The 23576-nt window shown below is 65.2% G+C and carries 25 protein-coding genes; 15 read left to right on the forward strand and 10 right to left on the reverse strand.

The window, feature by feature from the left end; translation table 11 throughout:
• Positions 1-49: 49 nt before the first annotated feature.
• Positions 50-2335 (forward strand): FdhF/YdeP family oxidoreductase, encoded by a 2286-nt coding sequence (locus tag ACFPO9_RS01085; RefSeq protein ID WP_379765766.1) that lies wholly within the window; start codon positions 50-52, stop codon positions 2333-2335.
• A gap of 11 nt (positions 2336-2346) precedes the next feature.
• Positions 2347-2487, forward strand: coding sequence for a hypothetical protein (locus ACFPO9_RS01090; RefSeq protein ID WP_379765769.1), 141 nt, complete (start codon positions 2347-2349; stop codon positions 2485-2487).
• Positions 2488-2537: 50 nt separating this feature from the next.
• Here the strand turns inward: ACFPO9_RS01090 and ACFPO9_RS01095 are convergent, their stop codons facing one another.
• Entirely contained in the window at positions 2538-2786 is a 249-nt protein-coding gene (locus ACFPO9_RS01095; RefSeq protein WP_379765772.1) for a hypothetical protein, read from the reverse strand.
• 114 nt (positions 2787-2900) lie between these two features.
• Between ACFPO9_RS01095 and ACFPO9_RS01100 the strand changes: the two genes are divergently transcribed.
• From ACFPO9_RS01100 to ACFPO9_RS01130, 7 genes are all read left to right on the forward strand, one after another.
• Complete coding sequence (locus ACFPO9_RS01100; protein WP_379765775.1) at positions 2901-4883, forward strand: peptidase U32 family protein; 1983 nt, start codon at positions 2901-2903, stop codon at positions 4881-4883.
• Positions 4884-5293: 410 nt separating this feature from the next.
• Positions 5294-6628: a sigma-54 dependent transcriptional regulator gene (locus tag ACFPO9_RS01105; protein ID WP_379765779.1), complete on the forward strand. Its 1335-nt coding sequence runs from the start codon at positions 5294-5296 to the stop codon at positions 6626-6628.
• A 282-nt stretch (positions 6629-6910) separates the two neighbouring features.
• Positions 6911-9448 carry a hypothetical protein gene (locus ACFPO9_RS01110; protein ID WP_379765782.1) on the forward strand — a complete coding sequence of 846 codons (2538 nt, stop codon included), beginning with the start codon at positions 6911-6913 and terminating at the stop codon, positions 9446-9448.
• Positions 9449-9535: 87 nt separating this feature from the next.
• Positions 9536-9964, forward strand: a complete 429-nt coding sequence (locus ACFPO9_RS01115; protein WP_379765785.1) for a hypothetical protein — start codon at positions 9536-9538, stop codon at positions 9962-9964.
• A gap of 32 nt (positions 9965-9996) precedes the next feature.
• Positions 9997-10638, forward strand: coding sequence for a C39 family peptidase (locus ACFPO9_RS01120; RefSeq protein WP_379765788.1), 642 nt, complete (start codon positions 9997-9999; stop codon positions 10636-10638).
• Positions 10639-10648: 10 nt separating this feature from the next.
• Entirely contained in the window at positions 10649-11152 is a 504-nt protein-coding gene (locus tag ACFPO9_RS01125; protein WP_379765791.1) for a hypothetical protein, read from the forward strand.
• Between the two features lie 23 nt (positions 11153-11175).
• A complete protein-coding gene (locus ACFPO9_RS01130) occupies positions 11176-12459 on the forward strand; it encodes an acetate kinase (protein ID WP_379765794.1) in 1284 nt (427 codons plus the stop codon).
• Between the two features lie 70 nt (positions 12460-12529).
• Here the strand turns inward: ACFPO9_RS01130 and lpxO are convergent, their stop codons facing one another.
• The 3 genes from lpxO to ACFPO9_RS01145 form a co-directional block, all read right to left on the reverse strand.
• The gene (gene lpxO / locus ACFPO9_RS01135) at positions 12530-13426 is read right to left on the reverse strand and encodes a lipid A hydroxylase LpxO (protein WP_379765797.1); all 897 of its coding nucleotides are present in this window, start codon (positions 13424-13426) and stop codon (positions 12530-12532) included.
• A 133-nt stretch (positions 13427-13559) separates the two neighbouring features.
• On the reverse strand, positions 13560-13787 hold the full coding sequence (locus tag ACFPO9_RS01140) for a DUF6139 family protein (RefSeq protein WP_379765800.1): 228 nt from the start codon (positions 13785-13787) through the stop codon (positions 13560-13562).
• 104 nt (positions 13788-13891) lie between these two features.
• Positions 13892-14092: a hypothetical protein gene (locus ACFPO9_RS01145; protein WP_379765803.1), complete on the reverse strand. Its 201-nt coding sequence runs from the start codon at positions 14090-14092 to the stop codon at positions 13892-13894.
• A gap of 168 nt (positions 14093-14260) precedes the next feature.
• Here ACFPO9_RS01145 and ACFPO9_RS01150 point away from each other — a divergent pair, with 168 nt between their 5' ends.
• The gene (locus ACFPO9_RS01150; RefSeq protein WP_379765805.1) at positions 14261-15007 is read left to right on the forward strand and encodes a hypothetical protein; all 747 of its coding nucleotides are present in this window, start codon (positions 14261-14263) and stop codon (positions 15005-15007) included.
• 15 nt (positions 15008-15022) lie between these two features.
• Here the strand turns inward: ACFPO9_RS01150 and ACFPO9_RS01155 are convergent, their stop codons facing one another.
• Positions 15023-15955, reverse strand: a complete 933-nt coding sequence (locus tag ACFPO9_RS01155; protein ID WP_379765808.1) for a methyltransferase domain-containing protein — start codon at positions 15953-15955, stop codon at positions 15023-15025.
• A 233-nt stretch (positions 15956-16188) separates the two neighbouring features.
• Here ACFPO9_RS01155 and ACFPO9_RS01160 point away from each other — a divergent pair, with 233 nt between their 5' ends.
• Positions 16189-17472 carry a diguanylate cyclase domain-containing protein gene (locus tag ACFPO9_RS01160; RefSeq protein ID WP_379765811.1) on the forward strand — a complete coding sequence of 428 codons (1284 nt, stop codon included), beginning with the start codon at positions 16189-16191 and terminating at the stop codon, positions 17470-17472.
• A 20-nt stretch (positions 17473-17492) separates the two neighbouring features.
• Here the strand turns inward: ACFPO9_RS01160 and ACFPO9_RS01165 are convergent, their stop codons facing one another.
• Positions 17493-18146: an ankyrin repeat domain-containing protein gene (locus ACFPO9_RS01165; protein ID WP_379765814.1), complete on the reverse strand. Its 654-nt coding sequence runs from the start codon at positions 18144-18146 to the stop codon at positions 17493-17495.
• A gap of 2 nt (positions 18147-18148) precedes the next feature.
• A complete protein-coding gene (locus ACFPO9_RS01170; RefSeq protein WP_379765816.1) occupies positions 18149-18931 on the reverse strand; it encodes a TatD family hydrolase in 783 nt (260 codons plus the stop codon).
• A 139-nt stretch (positions 18932-19070) separates the two neighbouring features.
• Here ACFPO9_RS01170 and ACFPO9_RS01175 point away from each other — a divergent pair, with 139 nt between their 5' ends.
• The 3 genes from ACFPO9_RS01175 to ACFPO9_RS01185 all read left to right on the forward strand — a co-directional run bounded on the left by ACFPO9_RS01175 (position 19071) and on the right by ACFPO9_RS01185 (position 20474).
• Positions 19071-19916, forward strand: coding sequence for an endonuclease/exonuclease/phosphatase family protein (locus ACFPO9_RS01175; protein ID WP_379765819.1), 846 nt, complete (start codon positions 19071-19073; stop codon positions 19914-19916).
• Between the two features lie 61 nt (positions 19917-19977).
• Positions 19978-20154 carry a hypothetical protein gene (locus ACFPO9_RS01180; protein ID WP_379765822.1) on the forward strand — a complete coding sequence of 59 codons (177 nt, stop codon included), beginning with the start codon at positions 19978-19980 and terminating at the stop codon, positions 20152-20154.
• Between the two features lie 74 nt (positions 20155-20228).
• On the forward strand, positions 20229-20474 hold the full coding sequence (locus ACFPO9_RS01185) for a hypothetical protein (protein ID WP_379765825.1): 246 nt from the start codon (positions 20229-20231) through the stop codon (positions 20472-20474).
• On the opposite strand, the gene ACFPO9_RS01190 is transcribed toward ACFPO9_RS01185, so the two are convergent.
• On the reverse strand, positions 20434-20841 hold the full coding sequence (locus ACFPO9_RS01190) for a VOC family protein (RefSeq protein WP_379765828.1): 408 nt from the start codon (positions 20839-20841) through the stop codon (positions 20434-20436). The genes ACFPO9_RS01185 and ACFPO9_RS01190 overlap by 41 nt on opposite strands.
• Before the next feature lie 102 nt (positions 20842-20943).
• Between ACFPO9_RS01190 and ACFPO9_RS01195 the strand changes: the two genes are divergently transcribed.
• Entirely contained in the window at positions 20944-22641 is a 1698-nt protein-coding gene (locus ACFPO9_RS01195; protein WP_379765831.1) for a YfgM family protein, read from the forward strand.
• 12 nt (positions 22642-22653) lie between these two features.
• Here the strand turns inward: ACFPO9_RS01195 and ACFPO9_RS01200 are convergent, their stop codons facing one another.
• Together ACFPO9_RS01200 and ACFPO9_RS01205 are read right to left on the reverse strand one after the other, a co-directional pair.
• Positions 22654-23175 (reverse strand): GNAT family N-acetyltransferase, encoded by a 522-nt coding sequence (locus tag ACFPO9_RS01200; protein ID WP_379765834.1) that lies wholly within the window; start codon positions 23173-23175, stop codon positions 22654-22656.
• Between the two features lie 11 nt (positions 23176-23186).
• Positions 23187-23570, reverse strand: coding sequence for a PilZ domain-containing protein (locus ACFPO9_RS01205; protein ID WP_379765837.1), 384 nt, complete (start codon positions 23568-23570; stop codon positions 23187-23189).
• Positions 23571-23576: the final 6 nt, after the last annotated feature.

Here is a 23576-nt window from a genome sequence, read left to right on the forward strand (position 1 = left end):
ATGCTGGCGACTTCGCGCCCAGCGGCGGCAGCTTTGAGGACGGAAAGCTATGGAAAAGGAAGACAGCGGCCATGAACCGAAGATCCCGGCTGGCGGCTGGGGATCGCTGAAGGAAGTCGGCGGCATCCTCCTGGAGGAAAAAGTGCCGCCGCAGCGCGCCGCACTGCTGCTCAAGCAAAACAAGCCGGACGGCTATGCCTGCGTCAGCTGCGCCTGGGCCAAGCCCGCGCACCCGCACCCGGCCGAGTTCTGCGAGAGCGGGGCCAAGGCCACGGCCTGGGAAGTCACCAGCAAGCACATCGGCAAGGACTTCTTCGACAAGCACACGGTGCGCGATCTCGAACGCTGGCACGACCACGACCTGGAAGCCGCCGGCCGCATCACCGTGCCGCTGCGCTACGACGCCGCGTCCGACCGCTACCTGGAGATCGGCTGGGACCAGGCCTTCAGCGAAATCGGCGCCCATTTGCGCAAGCTGGACCCGAAGAGCGTGGTCTTCTACAGCTCCGGCCGCGCTTCACTGGAAACTTCCTACATGTACCAGTTGCTGGCGCGTATGTACGGCAACAACAACCTGCCGGACAGCTCCAACATGTGCCACGAAAGTACTTCGGTGGCGCTGCCCAAGAGCATCGGCGTGCCGATCGGCACCGTGGTTCTCGATGACTTCGAAAAGACCGACTGCATCGTGTTCTTCGGCCAGAACGTGGGCGTGAACAGTCCGCGCATGCTGCACCAGCTGCAGGAAGCGCGCAAGCGCGGCGTGCCCATCATCACCTTCAACCCGCTGCGCGAACGCGGCCTGGTCAGCTTCACCAATCCGCAGTCGCCGCTGGAAATGCTGAGCGGCGCCGAGACCCCGATCAGCACCCGGTACCACCAGTTGAAAGCGGGCGGCGACACGGCTGCGCTGATGGGCCTGTGCAAGGCCGTGCTGGAAGAGGAAGACGCGGCGCAGAAGCGCGGCGACCCGCCGGCGGTCGACACCGCCTTCATCGCCGAGCACACCCAGGGCTTCGGCCCCTTCGTCGACAAGGTGCGCGCGACCACCTGGAGCGAGATCGAGCAGGAGGCCGGCCTGGACCGCGCGGACATCCGCGATGCCGCCCGCGTCTACATGGCCTCGAACGCCGTGATCGGCGTGTTCGGCATGGGCCTGACCCAGCACCGCAACGGCGTGCAGAACATCCAGATGCTGGTCAACCTGCTCCTGCTGCGCGGAAATATCGGCAAGCCGGGCGCCGGCATCTGCCCGGTGCGCGGCCACTCCAACGTGCAGGGCCAGCGCACGGTCGGCATCACCGAAAAGCCCGAGCTGGCGCCGCTCGACAAGCTGAAGGAACTCTACGGCTTCGAGCCGCCGCGCGAAAAGGGCCTGAACACGGTCGAGGCCTGCGAAGGCATCCAGGGCGGAAAAGTGAAGGCCCTGGTCAGCCTGGGCGGCAACCTGGTGCGCGCCGTGCCCGACCACGGGGCCATGGAAGCCGCCTGGCGCGCGCTGCCGCTGACGGTGCAGATCTCGACCAAACTCAACCGCAGCCACCTGGTCCATGGCCAGGCCGCCTACATTCTCCCCTGCCTGGGGCGGATCGAGAAAGACGTGCAGGGCGGGGTCGAGCAGGCGGTGTCGGTCGAGGATTCGACCGGCTGCATGCACGGCTCGAAGGGCATGGCCGAGCCGGCGGCCAGCACCTTGCTGTCGGAACCGGCCATCGTGGCCGGCCTGGCGAAGGCGCTGCTGGACCCGAACCCGAAGGTCGACTGGGATGCCTGGGTAGCCGACTACAGCAAGATCCGCGACGCCATCGCCGAGACTTACCCCGACATCTTCCACGACTTCAATGCGCGGATGTGGACGCCGGGCGGCTTCCGCAAGCCGGTCGCCGCGGCCCATCGCGAATGGAAGACGCCAACCGGCAAGGCGAATTTCACGGTGCCGGACAGCCTGACGGTCGATCCGGACATGAAGGAGCGCGCCGGCACCCTGCGACTGTTCACGGTGCGCAGCGACGGCCAGTTCAACACCACGATCTACAGCCTGGACGACCGCTTCCGCGGCGTGAGCGGCGACCGCATGGTCATCTTCATGTCGAAGGCGGACATGGACGCGCGCGGACTGCAGGACGGCGCCAGGGTCAGCGCGCTGACCGCCACCGACGACGGCGTCGAGCGGCGGGTGGACGGTTTGAAGGTGATGGAATACCCGGTGCCGCCCGGCTGCATCGCCGGCTACTACCCCGAGTGCAATCCGCTGCTGCCGCTGTGGCATTACGCGAAGGAGAGTTATGTGCCGGCGGCGAAGTCGATTGCGGTGCGGATCGAGGCGATGCAATGACAGGAGAGCAGATGAAAGACGTAAAAGTGGAAGTTCGCGTGCATGTCGGGGTCGATGCGGCGAGCGTCGTCCTGCTGCTGGCCTCGGCCGCGGCGGCGCTTTTCATGTACAAGGAACACAAGCGCGAAAAGCTGGCGTCGAATGGTTCCTAGCGCCCCGAAATCCACTGGCATATTTACTGTCCACCACAGACCGCTAACGCTTATTGCCCGACGCAAATGATCTTCGTCACGTAGTCCTTGGCGTTGCCCTTCTTTTTGGTCGCCCAGTCGACGGCTTCCTGGGCCTCGGCGACCGTCATGACGGTCGCCTTTTCCTTGTTCTTGATAAAGGATACGCCTTCGAACTTGCCTTCCTTGCTGCGCATGACTTTGGCGAAGACGGGAGCGGCTTTGGCGTCGTCAGCGATTTTGTTTTGCTGGACGAGATAACGTTGATCGTTGGTTTCCATGCGGATGTTCTGTAGGTACTGGTGCAAAGCCGTATTTTACAGGCTCGCGCGGTGACATAAACCCTTGATCCGACTATAATTTCCGCCTTTCGCACCCTCCGCACAAAAGCCGCCATGTCCCTGCTCGCCCACCAGCTCGAACTGCTGTCCCCCGCCAAAACCGCCGAGATCGGCCGCGAAGCCATCCTGCATGGCGCGGACGCGGTGTACATCGGCGGGCCGGCCTTCGGCGCCCGCCACAATGCCAGCAATCCGCTGGAGGACATCGCGGCGCTGGTCGAGTTCGCGCACCGCTACCGTTCGCGCATCTTCGTGACCATGAACACGATCATGCACGACGCCGAGCTCGAAACCGCGCGCCAGCAGATCTGGGACCTGTACAACGCGGGCGTCGACGCCCTGATCGTCCAGGACATGGGCCTGCTGGAGATGGACCTGCCGCCGATCCAGCTGCATGCCTCGACCCAGTGCGACATCCGCACGGTCGAGAAGGCGAAGTTCCTCAGCCAGGTCGGCTTCTCGCAGCTGGTGCTGGCGCGCGAGCTGACCATCGAGCAGATCAGGGCGGTCCGCGCCCAGGTCGAGACGCCGCTGGAATATTTTATCCACGGCGCCCTGTGCGTGGCCTTCTCGGGCCAGTGCTATATCTCGCACGCGGACAATGGCCGCAGCGCCAACCGCGGCGACTGCTCGCAGGCATGCCGCCTGCCGTACACGCTGTCGGACGGCCAGGGCCGCGTGGTCGCCTTCGAGAAGCATCTGCTGTCGATGAAGGACAACGACCAGAGCCGCAACCTGGAAGCACTGGTCGACGCCGGCATCCGCTCCTTCAAGATCGAGGGCCGCTACAAGGACATGGGCTATGTGAAAAACATCACCGCCCATTACCGGCTGCTGCTGGATGAGATCCTGGAGCGCCGCCCGGAACTGGCGGCAGCCTCCAGCGGCCGCACCGACATCATGTTCACGCCCGACGTGGATAAAAACTTCCACCGTGGCCACACCGATTATTTCGCCACCGGCCGCAAGGAGACCATCGGCGCCTTCGATTCGCCCAAGTACGTCGGCGTCGAGCTGGGCACCGTCACGCGCCTCGGCGGCGACAATTTCGACCTGCTCACCAATGCGGCCATGGCCAACGGCGACGGCCTGAACTACATGCACAAGCGCGACACCGTCGGCATCCAGGCGAATACCGTGCAGAAGCTGGGCGCGATTGAAGGCGATCCTGCCGAAAGCCAGCGCTGGCGCGTGTTCCCGAACGAGCCGGTGTCCAGCCTGGCCGGGCTGAAGGTCGGCACGGCGGTAAGTCGCAACCGCGACCACCAGTGGGAATCGGCGCTGACCAAGAAATCCTCGGAACGCCGGGTGGCGGTCGACCTGAATTTGTCGGAATTGCCGAATGGACTGCGCCTGAGTATCACGGACGAAGACGGCATCAAGAGCCACGCCGATGCCGCCCTGGTCCTGCAGCCGGCCCAGCAGGCGGAACAGGCCGGCGCCAGCCTGCGCACCAGCCTCGGCAAGCTCGGCAACACCATGTTCGAAGCCCGCAGCATCGAACTGCAGCTCTCGCGGCCCTGGTTCGTGCCGTCCAGCGCCATCAACGCGCTGCGCCGCGACGCCGTCGCTGCCCACGAGGCTGCGCGCCTGGCGAACTGGGAACGCCCGGAGCGCGCACCGGCCGCCGAGCCGCCGGCGGTGTATCCGGAAGCCCAGCTCAGCTACCTGGCCAACGTCTACAACGAGAAGGCGCGCGCCTTCTACCACAAGCACGGCGTGCAGCTGATCGCCGCGGCCTACGAATCGCACGAGGAGCCGGGTGAGGTGTCGCTGATGATCACCAAGCACTGCCTGCGCTTCTCCTTCAACCTGTGCCCGAAGCAGGCCAAGGGTGTGCAGGGCGTGCAGGGCCAGGTCCGCGCGGAACCGATGACCCTGGTCAGCGGCGACGAGCGCTATACCCTGAAATTCGACTGCAAGCCCTGCGAGATGCACATCATCGGCGCGATGAAGCCGCATATCCTGAACTCGCCGCCCCCTTCGGCCATCCCCTACAGCCCCCTGGTTTTCCACCGCACCCGCCCGCGCGCTTGAGCCGCGACTGCACCCTCGGGCCACACCGATCCTTTCGGTGTGGCAACGGTAGTCCGCGCAGGACTACACCGTTCAGTATCTTTCCCATCACATCTTCTTCCGCCGCGCGCGCCTTCGTGCGCGCCGCTTCCTTACCCGCCTGTAACTTTCGGGTATCAGAATAGCCTTGCCCGATATCGGGAAATTCATGCTTTCTCCCTCGGCAGACGTGGTTCGTATCGTCCGCCACCGTTCAGAAACGCGGGGCATAATATTGCATAAACGCCAATTGACGAATGTTTATTTCCTCATGGCTATTGAACGGCATGTAGTCCTACAAGAAGTTACAATTTTTACGCACTGTTGCGCCGGTCTTCATGGATGGTTGCCGCGTCCGCGGGATTGACGCACCTGTTTTACATGGAGGATAGATGGCACACAAACGCCTGTTGTGCATCGCCCCCGCGCATGTGGATACCGACGCACTCTTGTGCGACACCATGCCGGACTGGGAGATCTGCAGCGTCACGAGCCTGGCCGAGGCCGCGCGCGAACTACGTAACAGCCACTACCTTGTCGGCCTGCTGATGCACGACCGCGAACAGCAGCGCCCGGGCGATATCGACACCTTCCTGCGCCGCCACGGCAATATGCAATGGGTGGGCGTGTTCAGCCCGCGCGATCTCGAATCGACACCCTACCGCGAGCTGGTGGTCGAGCACCTGTGCGATTACCATACCGCGCCGGCCGATCCGGTCCGGCTCTCGTACACCCTGGGCCACGCGCATGGCTGGGCCATGCTGAAGCGCCGCCGCCAGCAGCTGATCGACCACGGCAACGCCGACTCGCCGCTGATCGGGCACTGCGATGCGATCGTGCGCCTGCGGGCCCAGATCGAGCGTGTCGCCAAGGTCGCGGCGCCGGTCCTGATCTGGGGCGAGAGCGGCAGCGGCAAGGAACTCACCGCGCAGGCCATCCATGCCGGTTCGGAGCGCGCGGCCGGACCCTTCGTGCCGATCAACTGCGGCGCCATCTCCCCCACCCTGATCCAGTCCGAGCTGTTCGGCTACGAGCGCGGCGCCTTCACCGGCGCCACCCGCGGCAAGGCCGGCCTGATCGAGTCGGCCGACGGCGGCACCCTGTTCCTGGACGAGATCGGCGACCTGCCGAAGGACCTGCAGGCCAACCTGCTGCGCTTCCTGCAGGAGAAGACCATCTGCAGGGTCGGCAGCACGCGCCAGATCCGCGTCGACGTGCGCGTGATCGCCGCTTCGCACGTGCAGCTGCAGCAGGCCGTCGACAAGGGCGAATTCCGCGAAGACCTGTACTACCGCCTGGCGGTGCTGCCGGTCACGGTGCCGCCGCTGCGCGACCGCCGCGAGGATATCGTGGCGCTGGCCGAGCACTTCTTCCAGCTGTATGCGAGCGAGAAAGCGCCGCGCCTGAAGGGCTTCTCGGACCGCGCGATCTCCGCCATCCTCGACCACGGCTGGCCGGGCAATGTGCGCGAACTGATCAACCGGGTGCGGCGCGCGATGGTGATGTCGGATGGGCGCCTGATCACGCCCGAAGACCTCGGTCTGACACGCGGGATACCGGCGCCGATGTCCGCCGCGCTGGAAGACACGCGCGCCCGTTCGGAGCGCAGCGCGCTGCGCGATTGCCTCGAACGCAGCGGCCAGAACGTGAGCCGCGCCGCACGCGACCTGGGCGTTTCGCGCACCACCATGTACCGGCTTCTGAGCAAACACAACATGCGTCCCTGAGCCCTTAACAGCTGTAACAAGGTGTGACACTGTGTCCACTTCCAAGCGTACGTTGCCGGACACAAGTGGACAGACCTGTACCAGAGTTGGAACAGTTCTTCGGCAAATTCGGCGATTCATGCCGGAATATGACTGACAGACTCGTAGGACGATACGCACAAAGTCAACAAAAACAAGTACTTAGCGAACTCATCTATGTAGCTGGCATTGGTTGTGCATTAGACAAAAGTGTCGGCGCTACAGCCGATCTATCCAACCAATCACACCCAGAGGGGAAATCGAATGAACAAGACTTTGCTCGTAACCGCCATCTCGCTCGCTTTCTCGCTGAGCGCATCGGCCGCCGATGACATCACGGCCCGCGGCGGTAGCACCGTCACGTCGAACCGCAACATGACGACTACCAACACCTCTACCGACAGCGGCAACAACAGCAGCATGAACTCGTCGCAGAACGACAACAGCAACAGCAGCACGAACACCAGCAACGCGAACGACAACAGCAACCGCAGCAACAACAGCATGAACTCGTCGAACAACACGAGCGACAGCAGCAACAACAGCACGCACGACAACAGCAACAACAGTACGCACGACAACAGCAACAACAGCACGCACGACAACAGCAACCGCAGCACCAATACCACGACCAACACGACCAACGCCAACGACAGCAGCAACAACAGCACCAACAACAGCGGTAACACCTCGAACGCCGACAGCAGCGACCGCAGCAACAACAGCATGAATTCGTCGAACAACGACAACAGCACCACCCGCACCAACAACACCACCAACACCACCAACCGCAACTCCGGCAACACCACCACCCGCGATTCGAACAACGACTCGCGCAACCAGAGCACGAATAACTCGAACAACACGAGCGATTCGCGCAACCAGAGCACCAACAATTCGAACAACACGAGCGACTCGCGTGACCAGAGCACCCGTAATTCGAATAACGACAACCGCAACATGAGCGATAACCGCGACATGTCCGACAATTCGGACAACAGCGACAACCGCAACATGAGCACCACCGACAATTCGGACAACAGCAACGGCAAGCGCGGCCGCACCACGGCCAGCGGGGTTGGCGCTGCTGCCTCGAACACCGGCAACGCCACCTCCAACCTGTCGAACGCCTACAACACCTCGACCGCCACCGCCACCTCCAACCTGTCCGGCAACGTTTCGGGGAATAACGTGAGCGGCATCGGCAACGTCGCCAGCAACACCGGCAACGCCAACGGCGCCGGTGGCGACGGCGGTGCAGGTGCAGCAGGCAATGCCGGCGGCGTGAGCGCCACCAGCGGCGCAGGCGCCACGTCGGGCAACGCCAACGGAGCAGCAGGCGCAGCAGGCGGCGTGGCTTCGAACGGCTCGGCGACCTCGGGCGGCGCGACCTCGGGCGGCTCGACCTCCGGCATGGGCGGCGCAGGCGGCAGCAGCGCCGCTTCGACCACCGGCAACGGCGGCATGGGCGGCAACGGCGGCTACGGTGGCGCCGGCGGCTCGGGTGCGTCGGGCGGTTCCGGCGCAGCCGGCGGCGGCTCGACCGCGAATGGCGGCTACGGCGGCGCAAGCGGCGCCGGTGGTTCTGCCATGGGCGGCAACGGCGGCTATGCCGGCGGCAATTCCGGCGGCAACGGCGGCAACGGCGGCGGCTCCTGGGGCGGTGACGGCGGCAACGGCGGCCGTACCGGCATGGCCACCGGCGGCGCCGGCGGCGCGGGTGGTTCGGGCGCGGCAGGCGGCGCAGGCGGCATGGCCGGTGCAGGCGGCTACGGTGGCGCCGGTGCAGCGGGCGGCGCAGGCGGCATGGCTGGCGCAGCCGGCGACGGCGGCAATGCCGGCGCATCGACCGGCTCGAACGCCGCGTCGAACGGCAACACCCGTAACAGCGGCGGCAATGCGACTGCCGGCATGGGCGGCGCAGGCGGCGGCACCAATCCGAACCCGGGCACCGGCGGTGCGGGCGGCGAGGCCACCGGCGGCTCGCATAGCGCCACCGGCGGCAGCGTGAACTCGGGCGCCAACAGCTCGACCGCTGGTAACTCCACCGGCGGCAACGCCGGCACCGGCGGTGCAGGCGCAGCGGGCGGCTCGGGTGCTGCTGGTGCAGCCGGCGGCGCAGGCGGTGCAGGCGCAGCAGGCGGCGCGGGTGCGGCAGGTGGTGCAGGCTCGTCGGCCACCAACACGGCAGGTGCCGGCGCAGCCGGTGGCGAAGCCACCGCAGGCGCAGGTGCAGCAGGCGCTGGCCATGCCAGCACCGGCGGTGCAGGCGCTGGCAACACTGCAGGCGCGTCCGGCGCCGGCGGCGCAGGTGCAAGCGGCACCTCGACGGCAGGCACCGGTGGTAACGGCGCTGCCGGCGGCGCGGGCGCCTCGGGCGGTGCAGGTGCGGCCGGTGCGGCAGGCGGCGCCAGCGGTGCGGCTTCGAACACCGCAGGCACTGGCGGCGCAGGCGGCTCGTCGGCGACCGGCGCGGCATCCAGCGGCGCAGCCTCGAACGGCGGCTCGTCGGGCGGCGCAGGCGGCGCGGGCGGTGCAGGCGGCACCAGCACTGCCGGCCGTGGCGGCGACCTGGCATCGATCACCACCGGCAACGGTACCGGCGGCCTGGGCGGCGCGGGTGCGGGCGGCAACGGCGGCTCGAGCAGCGTCAATGCCGGCACCTTCAACATGTCGAACAACATGAGCGGCGCCGGCCAGAACGCGGCGGGCATCATGGTGATCAGCCAGAACACCGGCATCTCCTCTCTGGTGCAGCAGAGCGTCAACGTCCAGAGCAACATGAACGTCGGCGGCCAGTAATAGCGCCTTGAGCTCCACTTCCGCCGCGTCCCGGCGGGGCGGAAGTGGGCTCGACGTTCATCGCATCAGAGCAAACGGGGGTAAAGAATGCAGCATTCATTCAACCAGGGAGTCGCCAGGCGCTTGTGCAGCATTGCTGTGCTTGCGCTGATGGCGTCTCCGGCCTGGGCCGGACCGGCCGAGGCGCAGGCCAGCCAGTCCGGCGCCGCCCAGCAACCTGCCCGGCAGGAAGCGCAGGCGGCAGTCCCGGCAAAAGCCGGCCTCAGCCTCGATTTCGGACCGGCGGCCGACCTCGGCAAGCTCGAACAGTCACGCGGCGGCGCCGCGGAAACCAAGAACGACATGAAGCTGGACGGTGTCGTGACGGGCAACAGCGCCACCAATGTCGTCACCGGAGCCAATACCATCGATTCCGGTGCGTTTTCGAATATGTCGGGGATTCCGGTGGTCATCCAGAACAGCGGTGCGAACGTGCTGATCCAGAGTGCCACCATCATCAATGTGCAATTCAAATGAACCTTAGCGCCCTGCCCCTTTTGTGCGCACTAATGGGCGCCACCTGCGCGAACGCAGCCGACCTGCCGATCGTGGGTGGCGCCCGTTTCAACGTTCCGGTTCACAGCCTCAAGGAACTGAAGTTCGTTTCCACGACGCGCCAGCAGTACGATTTCAGCTGCGGCTCGGCCGCGCTGGCCACCCTGCTGACCCACCATTACGGCTACCCGATCAGCGAAACCGTCGCCTTCAAGGCCATGTGGGACCAGGGCGACCAGGACAAGATCCGCCGCGAAGGCTTTTCGCTGCTCGACATGCAGCGCTACCTGGCTTCCATCGGCTTCAAGGCCGACGGCTTCCGCCAGCCGATCGACAAACTGGTCAGCGCCGGCGTGCCGGCCATCGTCCTGATCTCCGAGAAGGGCTACAACCACTTCGTCGTCGTCAAGGGCGCGGAGAACGGCCGCATCCTGCTGGGCGATCCGTCCAGCGGCACGCGCGCGATCACGCGCGAACATTTCGAATCCATCTGGCCGACCCGGCTGCTGTTCGTGATCCACGAAGCGCCGAACAAGCCCCAGTTCAATCTCACCGCCGACTGGCGTGCCGCACCACGCGCGCCGCTGGGCGACGCGGTGAACCGGACCGGCATTGACACCATGGGCCTGCCGAAGTTCGGGCCTACCGATTTCTAGAGGAGATACCATGCGCCTCAGCCTCAAGATCTGCTTCCTCCTGGCCAGCGCCGCAGCGGCGGGCCAGGGGTGGGCGGACGCCCCCGTCGCCGGCTTCGATGCGACGCAGCCGGTCGAACCGGCCGCGCTCGACGAACTGCGCGGCGGCTTCCTGATCCCCGGCGGACTTCTCGTCTCGCTGGGCATCGACCGCATCGTCACGATCAACGGCAACGTGGTCGAACGCAGCCAGCTCAACCTGGGCGACCTCGGCACCCTGACCAGCGGCATGTCGAAGGTCTCCGCCGATACCGCAAACCAGGTGCGCCTGATCCAGAACGGCATCGGCACCGCCAACCTCGCCCTCGGCCGCGACGTGCTGGGCGGGACCATCATCCAGAACAGCCTGAACGACCAGCTGATCAACAACCAGACCATCATCAACGCCAGCGTGAATGCGCGTGGAATGCTGCAGAGCATGAATTTCCAGTCCACGCTCAATAACGCCTTAAACTCTGCCATCACAGGAAGGTGATGGCGCAACCGGAGAAAAAAAATATGCCTAAGATTCCAGCGCTGTCCTTTGCGATTGGCGTTAGCCTTGTCCTGGCGGCATTCCCCGCCGGCGCGCAGTCGCCCGATCTAATGGAACAGCTGAAGATCATGCGACAACAGCTGGAAGAACAACGAGCACGGGTCGACGAGCTGGAGCGCCAGCTGCGCGCGAGCGGCGTCGCGGCGCCTACCCAGCTCGACAATCTGCGCGGGACCGGCCCGGCGCCGATCGCCGCCGCGGGCCAGCAGCAGGACGGCGCACCGGCGCCGTCGCCGCAGCCGATCAACCCCAACCCCACGGTCGGCCGTCCGCCCAGCGCCGAAAGCCGCGCCCCGCAGGTGGCGCCGATCTTCGAGAGCCCGGGCGTGCTGACGCCGCGCGGCAAACTGGTGTTCGAGCCTTCGATCCAGTATGGCTACTCGTCCAGCAACCGGGTGGCGCTGATCGGCTACACGGTGATCCCGGCGCTGCTGATCGGCCTGCTGGACGTGCGCGAAGTGAAGCGCAACACGACCACCGGCGCCGCCACTTTCCGCTACGGCTTCGACAACCGCCTCGAGCTGGAAGCCAAGATCCCCTATACCTACCGCAGCGACGCCACCGTCAGCCGCGAACTGTTCACCGGCACCGCCGCCGAGCGCGCCTTCAATACCAGCGGCAAGGGCATCGGCGACGTCGAGCTCGCCTACCGCTACCAGCTGAACGAAGGCGGCGTCGAAAAACCGTATTTCATCGGCGGCTTCCGCTTCAAGTCGCGCACCGGGCGCGATCCGTTCCAGGTGGTGACCGACTGCCAGACCCGCTGCGTGGGCGAAAACGTGACCGGCACCGGGCTGCCGCTGGACCTGCCGACCGGCTCCGGCTTCTACTCGGTACAGCCGAGCCTGACCTGGCTGATGCCCTCCGATCCGGCAATCTTCTTCGGCAGCTTCAGCTACACCCATAACTTCAAGCGCGGCAACGTCTACCGTACGGTGCAAAACGGCGAAAAGGAATTCCTGGGCGACGTGAAGCCGGGCGATGTGTTCGGCTTTAACTTCGGCATGGGCCTGGCGCTGAATGAAAAGGCGTCGTTCAGTATCGGCTACGACCACAACTCGGTGGGCCGCACCAAGCAGGGCGGCCAGGTGCTGCCGGGCTCGGTGCGCATGCAGCTGGGCACCCTGCTGCTGGGCTATTCCTACCGCCTCAACAACCAGCGCACCCTGAACGTGTCGGTCGGCGCCGGTTTGACGCGCGATACGCCGGACGTCACCTTGATGGTCCGGATGCCATTTTCGTTCTGAATGCTCCAGGAACGACAACGGCGCGCCGCCCTCCCGGGCTGGCGCGCCATTTTTTTATCCGGACACGCGCTTAGATGTAATAGACCAGCGCGGCCAAACCGACCACCAGCAGCACCTTGGTCGCTTTATAGGCCGTCTTGTTCCAGGCCTTGTAGCGGCGGCGGTACTGGCCCATCACGTGCGAGATGCGGAACAGCTTGCTCACCAGGCCGGTCTGGTCGCCGGATTCGTTGGGCGAGGCAGCGGCCGTCATCATGGTGCGGCCGAGCCAGCGGTTGACCGCGCCCATGCCGAAGCGCAGCGGGCGCTCGACGTCGCAGAACAGGATCACGCGGTCCTGGCCGCTGGTATTCTCGGCCCAGTGGATGAAGGTTTCGTCGAAGATCACGCCCTGGCCGTCGCGCCAGCTGTAGCGCTGGCCGTCGACTTCGATGAAGCAGCGGTCGTCGTTCGGCGTGGCCAGGCCCAGGTGGTAGCGCATGGAGCCGGCGAAGGGGTCGCGGTGCGGGTTCAGTTTCGCGCCCGGCGGCAGCTCGGCGAACATCGCCGCCTTCACCGAGGGGATGCCCTGCAGCAGCGCATAGGTCTTGGGGCACAGGCGCTCGGCCGACGGGTGGCTGGCGTCGTACCACTTCAGGTAGAAGCGCTTCCAGCCGGTCTTGAAGAAGGAATTGAAGCCGGCGTCGTTGTTCTCTTCGGAGGCCTTGATCTTCTGCAGCGAAACCAGGTGCAGGGCTTCCTCGCGAATCGTTTCCCAGTTCTGCTGCAGGACCTCGAGTTCGGGGAATTCGCGGACCGGAATGTAGGGCGTGCTCGGCACCCGGGAAAACAGGTGCATGAAGATATTAATCGGCGCCATGAACGACGAATGGTCGAACAGCTGGCGGCCGAACGGCAGACGGACCTTGCCGCGGAAATGGATATGCAGGACCGAAAGGATGAGAAAACCCACGACTGCCCACTTCATTACGCCTCCACGTGCACCTGACTAAACGGAGCGCAAGGATACCATAGGCGACGCGCAGCCGTCCGCCGGCCCTCCACGCATTCGGCGGAGTGGCCGGTTTCAGGCTGCGACTTGTCGTGGACCTGCTACAGCGTCAGTGCATGGCCGAAGTTACGGCATACCCTTTTTCGGCCAGCTGGCCGGTCAGGTTCTGGATGTCGTAATCGTCGATCTGCTGGGCGCCGTCGTCCACCTCGACTGCGCGGGCTTCGACTTCCCAGTCGGTATTCGTGGCTTCCTCGGGGATGTTGCGGGTTTCGGGTACCGCCAGGTAGGAGAATTTTCCGTCCTGCTCGGCTCTGCGGTAAATATCCAGGCGCATAGTTGTTTCCTTTCAAAGCATGGCTGATGGATTCAAGCCATCAGTATGCCTACGATAGGCGAAGCGCGGAGCACGGTCTGTTATCCGACGCACACGTCGCCGTTTCAACGGCCGGGAGAAGCGCCCAGCACCCGCGCCGGCAGCATCACGATGGCCCGCAACAGCGCGAATACGGCTTCCACGCCGATGCCGACCAGGCGGAAAGGCAGCAAGATCAGCCACACCAGCGGATACAGGAACAGCGCCATCAGGGCGATGGGCCAGCACAGGAACAGCAGGACCAACCAGGCGAGGAAACCGAGCATTGTGCGCTCCTTCAGGAGATGTACGTCGATGCTGTGACTGTAATGACAAGCCGGGCCGCCGGCAATCGCGATGCGATAAATGGTAACAGAGAGGGATGGACGGGGGAAAAGCGGGGTTGAATGGCCTCGGGATGGTAATCTTCGTCCGTTGTCGAACGAGAAAGCCCGATGCGTATCTTCCCCTACCTTCCCGCCATCCTGATGTCGATGGCCTGCGCCGGCCTCCATGCGCAGGAGCGCAACAGCGTGGCTACCCGTCACGGTACGGTCAGTGTGATTCCCGCCAGCGAAGAGCGCAGCGCACTCCTGTTCCAGGGCAAGCCGATTGCGCGCGTGCGCGGCGATGCCGGCCTGTCCAGGCTGGCGTTGCGGGCCGAACGCGATTATGTGCTGGCGGACGCGAGCTTGCCGGGCCCGGACTGCCAGCACGAATTCGTCCTGCTGGAAGTCGGTGCGGAGGGTGGGCCGGCGGTATCGGCGCCCTTCGGCACTTGCATGACGCTGTTCGGCGCCCGCCTGCAGGATGGGAATGCGGTGGTGCAGCTGGCGGAAGCGGGGGCCGGGGCCCAGGCATCGCCGCGGATCCACGAGTTCGTTTTCGCCGGCGGCCGGCTGCAGGCGCTGAACGAGGTGCTGGACCAGTGCGAAGCCAGCGCGCGGGCGTCGGCCAGCACTGCCGTGGCGCTGACGCCGGACGAAGCGAACAAGACGGTGGCCGGGGCCGGCCGCGCCTATTTCCACTCGGCGCCGCTGGAAAGCTGCCGCACGCCCAAGGTGTTCCTGGTGCCGGGCGACCGGGTCGGCGCCAGCCGCGAGACCGGCGCCTTTGTCGAGATCGAATACCGCAACCCGAGGAGCGGACAGGTCTTCAAGGGCTGGATCAGGCGCGACCGCCTGCTCGACCCCGCCCAGTAAGCTTGCCGCTGCGGATTACGCGTATTCCACGGCGCCCGCGCGTTCCCGGACCGCCTGCTCTTCGAAGCGCGCCACGACCTCGGCGCGGATCGACGCTTCCAGCGACGGCAGCGAGCCGCCGCAGCGGTAGGCAAAGCTGACCTGCACGACGTCGCCGGCCTGCACGTCCATCGGCTGCGCCAGCGGCAGCATCATGTAGTGGTTCAGCCAGTCGATCGTGGTGCCCTGCTCTTCGACGATGGACAGCACGTTCTTGGTGATGAAGCGCAGCGCGTTCAGGCGGCCGGCCTTTTCGATCAGGAAGCGGCCTTCCCAGGCGACGTTCATGTCGGTCGGCTGGCTGAAGTCCATGATGCTGTACACGCCCGGCTGGGCCAGTTCGACCGTGCCCGGGTAGATGACGTTGGTCGGCTGGAACTGCACGATCGGGGCGTGGAAGCCTTCGAAATCGTACTCCTGCTGCAGCGGCTGGGCCGCCATGATCACGGCTTCCGGCAGGAACACCGGCAGCGGGCCGCCGAAGCGCGCAAGGTAGCGGCGCTTGAAGGATTCCATCATCTCGACCTGCTTCTCGCGCAGCATCGCGACATGGATCATCTCGCAAATCACGACGTCGACCGGCTCCGGCGGCAGGTATTCGAAGGCGTCGGCGTGGACCACTTCGACCTTGTCGCCGTTCTGGTTCATGGCCAGGAACTTGCGGGCTTCACGCACCATGTCTGGATTGAACTCGACGCAATAGACCTTGGCAGCGTTCTGCGCGGCAAAGAACGACAGCACGCCGGTGCCGCCGCCCAGCTCCAGGACCTTGGCTCCCGGTTTGACGGCGTGGAAAATCGCCGACTTGAAGCTGTGCATGCGGTTGTGGTCCATCAGCATGTTGTGATGGTAATGGACCGGGATGAACTGCCCCAGGTAGCAGCTCTCGATTTCGCGTTCGTTCAGCATGTTGTTCCTCGTTGTCAGCTCCGCACTTCCTGCCGGCGCCATGATTGGTCTACGAGAGAATTATCTTCAAGAAACGCTCCCGACCATATGCCGAGCTGAGCCCTGTTTTCCATCCAATTTCCAAGTTTGGACAAACCGACAGGAATTTTTGCAGTGCAATTTGCATATTTACAAAACAGCTGCGGATTGCGTACCATGGAGCTACCCACCCGACAACGCGAACGACCTCGATCATGCCTGCCGCCATCGCCACACTCGCGGGGAACATCGCCGACCTGCTGCTCGACGTCATTTTCCTTGTCGACCCCGCCGGGACCATCGTCGACGTCAGCGCAGGCTGCCAGCAATTGCTCGGCTACTCGACCGATGAATTGAAAGGCAGGCACCTGCTTGACTTCGTCGCCGAGGAAGACAGGCAGCGGACGCGCGACGAGGCCGCGCGCGTACAAGCCGGCATCGAGCGCGTCGGCTTCGAGAACCGCTACCGGCGCCGGGACGGCAGCCTGGTGGACATCATGTGGTCGGCGCGCCGCATCGATGCGCTCGACCTGCGCATCGGCGTGGCGCGCGACATCACCGCACGCAAGCAGGCCGAACGGCGCCAGGCCACCCTGTATGCGATCTCGGAAGCGGCGCACCAGGCGCCGGACCTGCCGAGCTTGTGCGCGCGGATTCACACGGTGCTCGACGAGCAGGTGGGCGTCGCAGGCATGGCCGTCGTCACCGGGGACGCGGCTGGCCGTTGCCGGACCATCTACCAGGCCGGATTCGACGGCACTTGTCCGCCGGGCGGGGCCGCGCACTGGCGCAAGACCCCGTTGACGGATGCGTACGTGAAACTCGAGCTGCGCGGCCAGCACGGCATCGACGGCGCCCTTCTGCTGCATTCGCGCGGCGACGCGCCGTATTCGGCGCTGGACTGCGAACTCCTGCAGTTTACGGCAGGGCAAATCGGCATGGCGCTGGAACGAAAGCGCCTGCAGGACGAGCTGATACGCCACGCCTGTCACGACGAACTGACCGGCCTGCCGAACCGTTACCTCTTTTTCGACCGCGTGAATATCGCGCTGGCGCGGGCGCATCGCAGCGGGACGCCGATGGGCCTGCTGTACGTCGATGTCGACGACTTCAAGCAGGTCAACGACGTGCACGGCCATGCCGCCGGCGATCTGCTGTTGCGCGAGGTAGCCGCGCGGCTCACACGCTGCGCACGCCAATCGGATACGGTGGCGCGCCTTGGCGGGGACGAGTTCGTGCTGGTCCTGGAACAGCTCGGTGCTCCCGAGGACGCCGGCCGGATAGCGCGGCAGCTCGCGGCCGAGATGGAGGCGCCTATGCTGTTAGGCAATTGCCAACTAAACATCCGGATCAGCATAGGCAGCGCCGTATTCCCGGACGACGGTGTGCAGATCGAAGACCTCCTCAAGCATGCCGACATCGACATGTACCGCCAGAAGCGCGAACGGAAAGCCGCCGCCGGGGGCGAGGCTGCGGCGCCGCTCGTTGCCGCTGCCTGAAGGCCCGCACCGGCCGCTGTTCAACGGCCAGCCCGGGCCTGCTCCGCGATCTGGGCTGCCGTCCGGCCCTCGCTATTGGTCAGCTTCGGATTCGCGCCCTGCTCCATAAGGAAGGCGACCATGTCCGGATGTCCTTCGCGCGCCGCCATCATCAGCGGGGTGAAGCTGCCGCTGGCCGGCGGCGAGACCGCGTCGAGCTTCGCGCCGCGTTTGATCAGCAGGCGCGCGAGGTCCTCGTCGCCGCTGGCGGCCGCATAGTGCAGCGGGGTCCAGCCGGGACGGTTGACGGCGGCGCCGCGCGCGATCAGGGCTTCGGCGGCCGGCCGGTTGCGCTTGAAGGCGGCCATCATCAGGGCCGTGTTGCCGTTCATGGCGGTGGCGTCGAGCTGGATGCCGGGCTGGTCGAGCAACGTACGCAGCACCCGCATCGAAGCTTCGCGGGCCGCGATCACGAGCGCCGGCTCGCCGCCGAGGGGATTCTGCTGGTTCGGGTCGACGCCCGCCGCCAGCAGCGACTTCACGGTGGCGGCATCGTCCATGGCGACGGCGCGGAAGAAATTCGTGGTCTGCTCGGACGTGGCAGCCAGCACCGCGGTTCCGGGAAAAGCGGCCAGCACGATCCCTGCAAGGATAGCCCGGCCGGTCAAACGAAGAAAACCGCGACGCTGCATCATGTTCACTCCCTCGGTACCTTGAACAGCTTGTAGAAGTTATCGGTGGTGCGCTCCGCCACTTCGCGCAGCGGCACGTCCTTGAGCGTGGCGATGAACTCGGCCACATGGGGCACGTAGCCCGGTTCGTTCATTTTCCCACGGTAGGGCACGGGCGCGAGATAAGGCGAATCGGTTTCGATCAAGATGCGATCCAGCGGAAGTGCCTGGGCCACCGCCTGCAGGTCTTTTGCGCTCTTGAAGGTCACGATCCCGGAGAAAGAGATGTAAAAACCCATCTCGATCGCGGCCAGCGCGACCTCCAGCGACTCCGTGAAGCAGTGCATCACGCCGGCCACGCCGCCCTTGTCGACCGCCGCGCCCTCTTCCTGCAGGATGCGGATGGTATCGGCGCTGGCCGAGCGGGTGTGGATGATCAGCGGTTTGCGCGTCTCGCGCGAGGCGCGGATGTGGGTGCGGAAGCGCGCGCGCTGCCATTCGAGGTCGCCTTCGAGGCGGTAGTAGTCGAGCCCGGTCTCGCCGATGGCGACGATCTTCGGATGGTCGGCCAGGCGCACCAGCTCGTCGACGCTGGGCTCGGGCGTGTCTTCATAGTCCGGATGGACCCCGACCGACGCGTAGATATGTGGATATTGCTCGGCCAGGGCGAGAACGCTGGGGAATTCCGGCAGGTTGACGGACACGCACAAGGCCTTGTCGACCTTGTTCTCGGCCATTTTGGCGAGAATCTCGGGCATGCGGGCGGCCAGCTCCGGGAAATTGATATGGCAGTGTGAATCGATGTACATCCCGTCATTGTACGCGAGAGCGCAAGACGAGGCGTTTGCAAGGCCGGCACATGGCCCCGTTTAGCGGATACAAATAAACTGCCGGGCATTTTTCACCTCTCCGCACCACCGGGACGGCGGAATATGATTAACTCCAGGGATGAAAACCCTATTTTTCCTCCTGATCGGCCTGCTATGCGCGCCCGCCTGGTCGGCCACACAGCAAGCGCCGGCGCCGATCAATGTCGCCACCTATAACCTGCGCATGAACAATCCCGGCGACGGCCCGAATGCCTGGCCCGCGCGCAAGGAGATGGTGAAGGCGTTGATCCGCTATCACGAATTCGACGTCTTCGGTACGCAGGAAGGGCTGCCCGACCAGATCGCCGACCTGGCGCAGATGGCGGAATTCGCGCATGTCGGCGTCGGCCGCGACGACGGCAAGGACGCCGGCGAGCATTCGGCGATCTTTTTCCGCAAGAGCCGCTTCGCCTTGCTGGACAAGGGCGATTTCTGGCTCAGCGAAACGCCCGAGCGCCCTTCTTTCGGCTGGGATGCCAAGTGCTGCCATCGCCTGGCCTCCTGGGCGCGCTTGCGCGACCGGGCCGGCGGCCGCACTTTATTCGTGTTTTCGGTCCATTTCGACCACGAGGGCGAAGTGGCGCGCCGGGAATCGGCCAAACTGATGCTGCGGAAGATTGCCGAGATCACGCAGGGCGAGCCGGTCATCTGCGTGGGCGATTTCAATTCGACCCCGGAAACGGTGCAGATCCAGACCATGTCGGCCGCCATGCGCGACGCCTTCAAGGCGAGTAAAGCGCCGCCCTATGGTCCGGTCGGGACGTTCAACGACTTTCACCTGGATGCGCCTATGAAGGACCGCATCGACTATATCTTCGTCGACCGGCATGCCGAGGTGCTCAACTATGCGGTGCTGAGCGATTCGCTGGACCGGCGCTATCCCTCCGACCACCACCCGGTCGTGGCGCGCCTGATCCTCGAGTAGAGCGCCACCGGCATCGGCTCCATGCGAAACTGGCCGCAATGACCTTTCAGCATGGAGTCTTATGATGAACGACGAAAACCAGCAAAGCGCCGACCAGCCGGCGCCATCCCAGCAGGGCGCGCAAGTGGACAAGCATCCAGACTTCGATGCCCTCGCGAAAAAGAAACCGGAAGAACTGACGCCGGAAGAGCTAAGGCTGATGGCGGACACGATGCCCGGCGAAGGGCCCGGCGACTGAACCAGGCATGCAATCCAACATTTTGGGATCCGCGTGCTCTCTACAGGAAACTATTCGCCGGCGATGAAGCGGCAATGGAGCATTTCCTGGCCGAGGTGTGTAAGGCCGAGTGGAACGAACGCCAGGGTGGTGGACGCACCTGGAAAGACGGGATTGCAGTGGCGATCCAACAGCATCCATCGCATGAGGCGAACATCCGCGCCTATCACGCCATCGGCGAGACCGTGGAGATTCTCGCGCAACGCCGCGCGCTCGGCATCCGGCTGCTCGCCCTGACCATCAAGTTGCAGGCCCTGGGTCTTCCGCTGCGCCCTGGATGAGGTGGGAGGGCCAGCCGATGCGGACCAGCAGGCCGTCCGGTCCGCACACGCCGAACTCATACAGGCCCCACTCGCGGTGACGCAAGACGCCACCGGGCCTGACGATGAGGTCGTCTACCCGCGCGGCAATGGCATCCACGTCCGGTGTACGGATAAAGACCCCAAACGGATTGTGTTCTTCCGGCACGCGCCAGGGGCCGCTGCCCGCCTGCGTCAGGTGCACTTCGCAAGCCCAGCCAGTCATGAGGAGGTAGTGCCCGAAGTCGCCGGTGCACGCGAAGCCCAGGCGCTCCCAGAAAGGCCGGGCAGCGGCCAGATCATTACACGGCACGATGGCAAACGCGCCTACGGTGGGCGGGACGGTCATGTTGGGCTCCTTCGAGTGGCCGCGAGAAAAAATCCTGACTGATATGCCTAGGATAGGTGTAACATGGCTTTTTGGCAACCCCGCCATTCCGGGACATCTCCCATGCGCCTATCCGTCGCCCGCTTGTCTACCATGATCGTCGCGCTATCCGTGGTCGCGGCCTGCTCGACATTGGGGTGGCGGCCCGACGGCATGGCCAGGGCGCCGGTCATCGACGGTTTCGGCGTCGAAGGCATGCAGCCCTCGCAGGCCAACGCGGCCGCACGCCGCCTGTTCGCGCAGGGCATGGCCCAGGCCTACGCCTTCAACGAGGTCGAAGCCATCCGCTCCTTCAAGGCCGCGCTGGCGCAGGATCCGGATTGCGCGCTGTGCGCCTGGGGCGTGGCGTATCAAATGGGGCCGAACATCAACGATACCGACCGCCACGATCTGCGCGAGGCGCTGCGTTATGTGGACTACGCCGCCAAGCACAGCGCCGGCAGTTCGGAACGTGACCGGGCGCTGATCGATGCGCTCGCCGTGCGCTACGGCACGGACAAGGCCGCCCGCGTCGCCGCTGTCATGCAGGCGGAAATGTGCGGCGCGCCCGGGACAAAACGGGCCGATCCGCTCGACATCGTGTATGCCGGACGGATGCGCGAGCTGCTTGCGCGTTTTCCCGGCGACCCGGATATCCTGGCCATCTACGCCGAAGCCGAACTGGTGGCCACGCGCGACGACTGGTGGGACCGGCGCACCGGCAAGCCGGCCGGCCGCGTCGGCGAGCTGGCCGACAGGCTCGAACAAGGCCTGGTGCTGCATCCCCGGCACGTCGGGCTGAACCACTACATGATCCACACGGTCGACGCGGTGCCGGTGGCCCGGCGCGCCGAGGCGGCGGCCGACCGGCTGGGCGCGCTGGCGCCGAAGTCGCCGCATCTGCTGCACATGCCGTCCCACACTTACGCCCACCTGGGCCGTTATGCCGACGCCACCCGCGTGAACCAGGCGGCCGTCGCCGCCGACGAGGCCATGGAAGCGGAAATGAAACGCCAGAATTTCTCGGTCAGCAAGGACTGGCGCGGCCACAATCTGCACTTCCAATGGCATGCCGCCCTGATGGAGGGACGCGGCGACCTGGCGCTGTCCACCGCGCGCACGCTCGCCCTGCGCGGCAAGGGCGACAACACCTACCACGAATACCTGCGCAGCCTGCCGGTGCTGACCCTGCTCCGCCTGCAGCGCTGGGACGCCTTGCGCCAGGAGCCGCTGCCAACCGGCGACAAGGGCGTCGCGACCGTGATAGGACAAATGGCGAGCGGCATCGCCCTGGCGCACGCGGGCCAGCGCAGCGCGGCGCAGGCGGCGCAAGCGCGGCTGGACCCGGCGGCCGAAAAGCTCGTCAAGGACAACGCCGGCGAGGGCTATGTGAACAAGCTGATGCGCAGTCTGGCGCGCACCGCGCAGGCGCAATTGCGCGCCGAAATCGCCTGGTATGGCGAACAGGTCGACGAGGCCCTGGCTCAACAGCAATTGGCCGTGACGGCCTCGTCCGACGCCGAAGCCACCGAACCGCCGACCCTGGCCGGCGGTCCGCGCTTGCGCCTGGGCGCCATGCAGTTGGCGGCGCGGCGCTACGCAGCGGCCGAACAGAGCTTCCGCGCCCACCTGGCGGAACATCCGGGCAACGGCTGGGCCCTGCAAGGCTTGCGCAAGGCGCTCGCGGCGCAGGGCAAGCAGGCCGAGGCAAAGTCCACCGAGAACGAGCTGGAACGCAACTGGAAGCAGGCCGACAGCGGCTTACGCTCGGCGGCGCGATAAGCGCCGGCCTGTCTAGTCGACCACCCGCTTGCCCAGGATGATCAGATCCCGCTCGATCCCATCCAGATTGGCCACGCGCGGGAAATTCGCCCAGGTCTCGAAACCGTATTTGCGGAACAGGGCCAGGCTGGGCGCGTTGTGGCCGAAGATGAAGCCCAGCAGCGTGTGCACCTTGATGTTGGGCGCGAAAGCGATCGCCTGTTCCAGGCAGTAACGGCCGATCCCCTTGCCGCGCCATTCTTCCGCGATATAGATCGAGACTTCAGCGGTGCCGGAATACGCCGGACGGCCGTAGAAATTCGAGTAGGAGCACCAGCCGATCAGTTCCGGGTGTTCTGACCGATCGGCCGCATCGTGGATCACCCACAGCGGACGACGTTCCGGCGTATGGTCGGCAAACCATTGTTCGCGCGACTGGACCGTGACCGGTTCCGTGTCCGCGGTGACTTCGCGCGAGGCGATGGTGGAATTGTAGATATCGACGATGACGGGCAGGTCTTCGATGCGGGCGATACGATGGGTATAGGACGGCATGAGCGGAGAGATTAAAGCGTGTGGGTGGCGCGCGAAGACCGCAGCGCCGCGCCCAGGATTTCTTCGATGCGCAATTTGGCGCGCTGGCCGGTTTCGTCGGCCGGGAAATGCACGCCGATGCCTTGCGCCTTGTTGTTGGCGCCGGCCGGCGTGATCCAGGCCACCTTGCCGGCGATCGGGTATTTGTTCGGATCGTCCATCAGCGAGAGGATCAGGTAGATCTCGTCGCCGATTTTATAGGGCTTGTTGGTCGGCACGAACATGCCGCCGTTCTTCAGGAAAGGCATATAGGCTGCGTACAGCGCCGCTTTTTCCTTGATCGCAAGCGAGAGCACGGACGGCCGCGGCGCCTGGGGCGCGAGCGGGGCGTTCGGATCGGTGGGCAGGCTGTTCATCGGTGT

Origin of the sequence: Massilia aerilata (assembly GCF_042656905.1) — a bacterium.
Lineage (GTDB): Bacteria > Pseudomonadota > Gammaproteobacteria > Burkholderiales > Burkholderiaceae_D > Telluria > Telluria aerilata.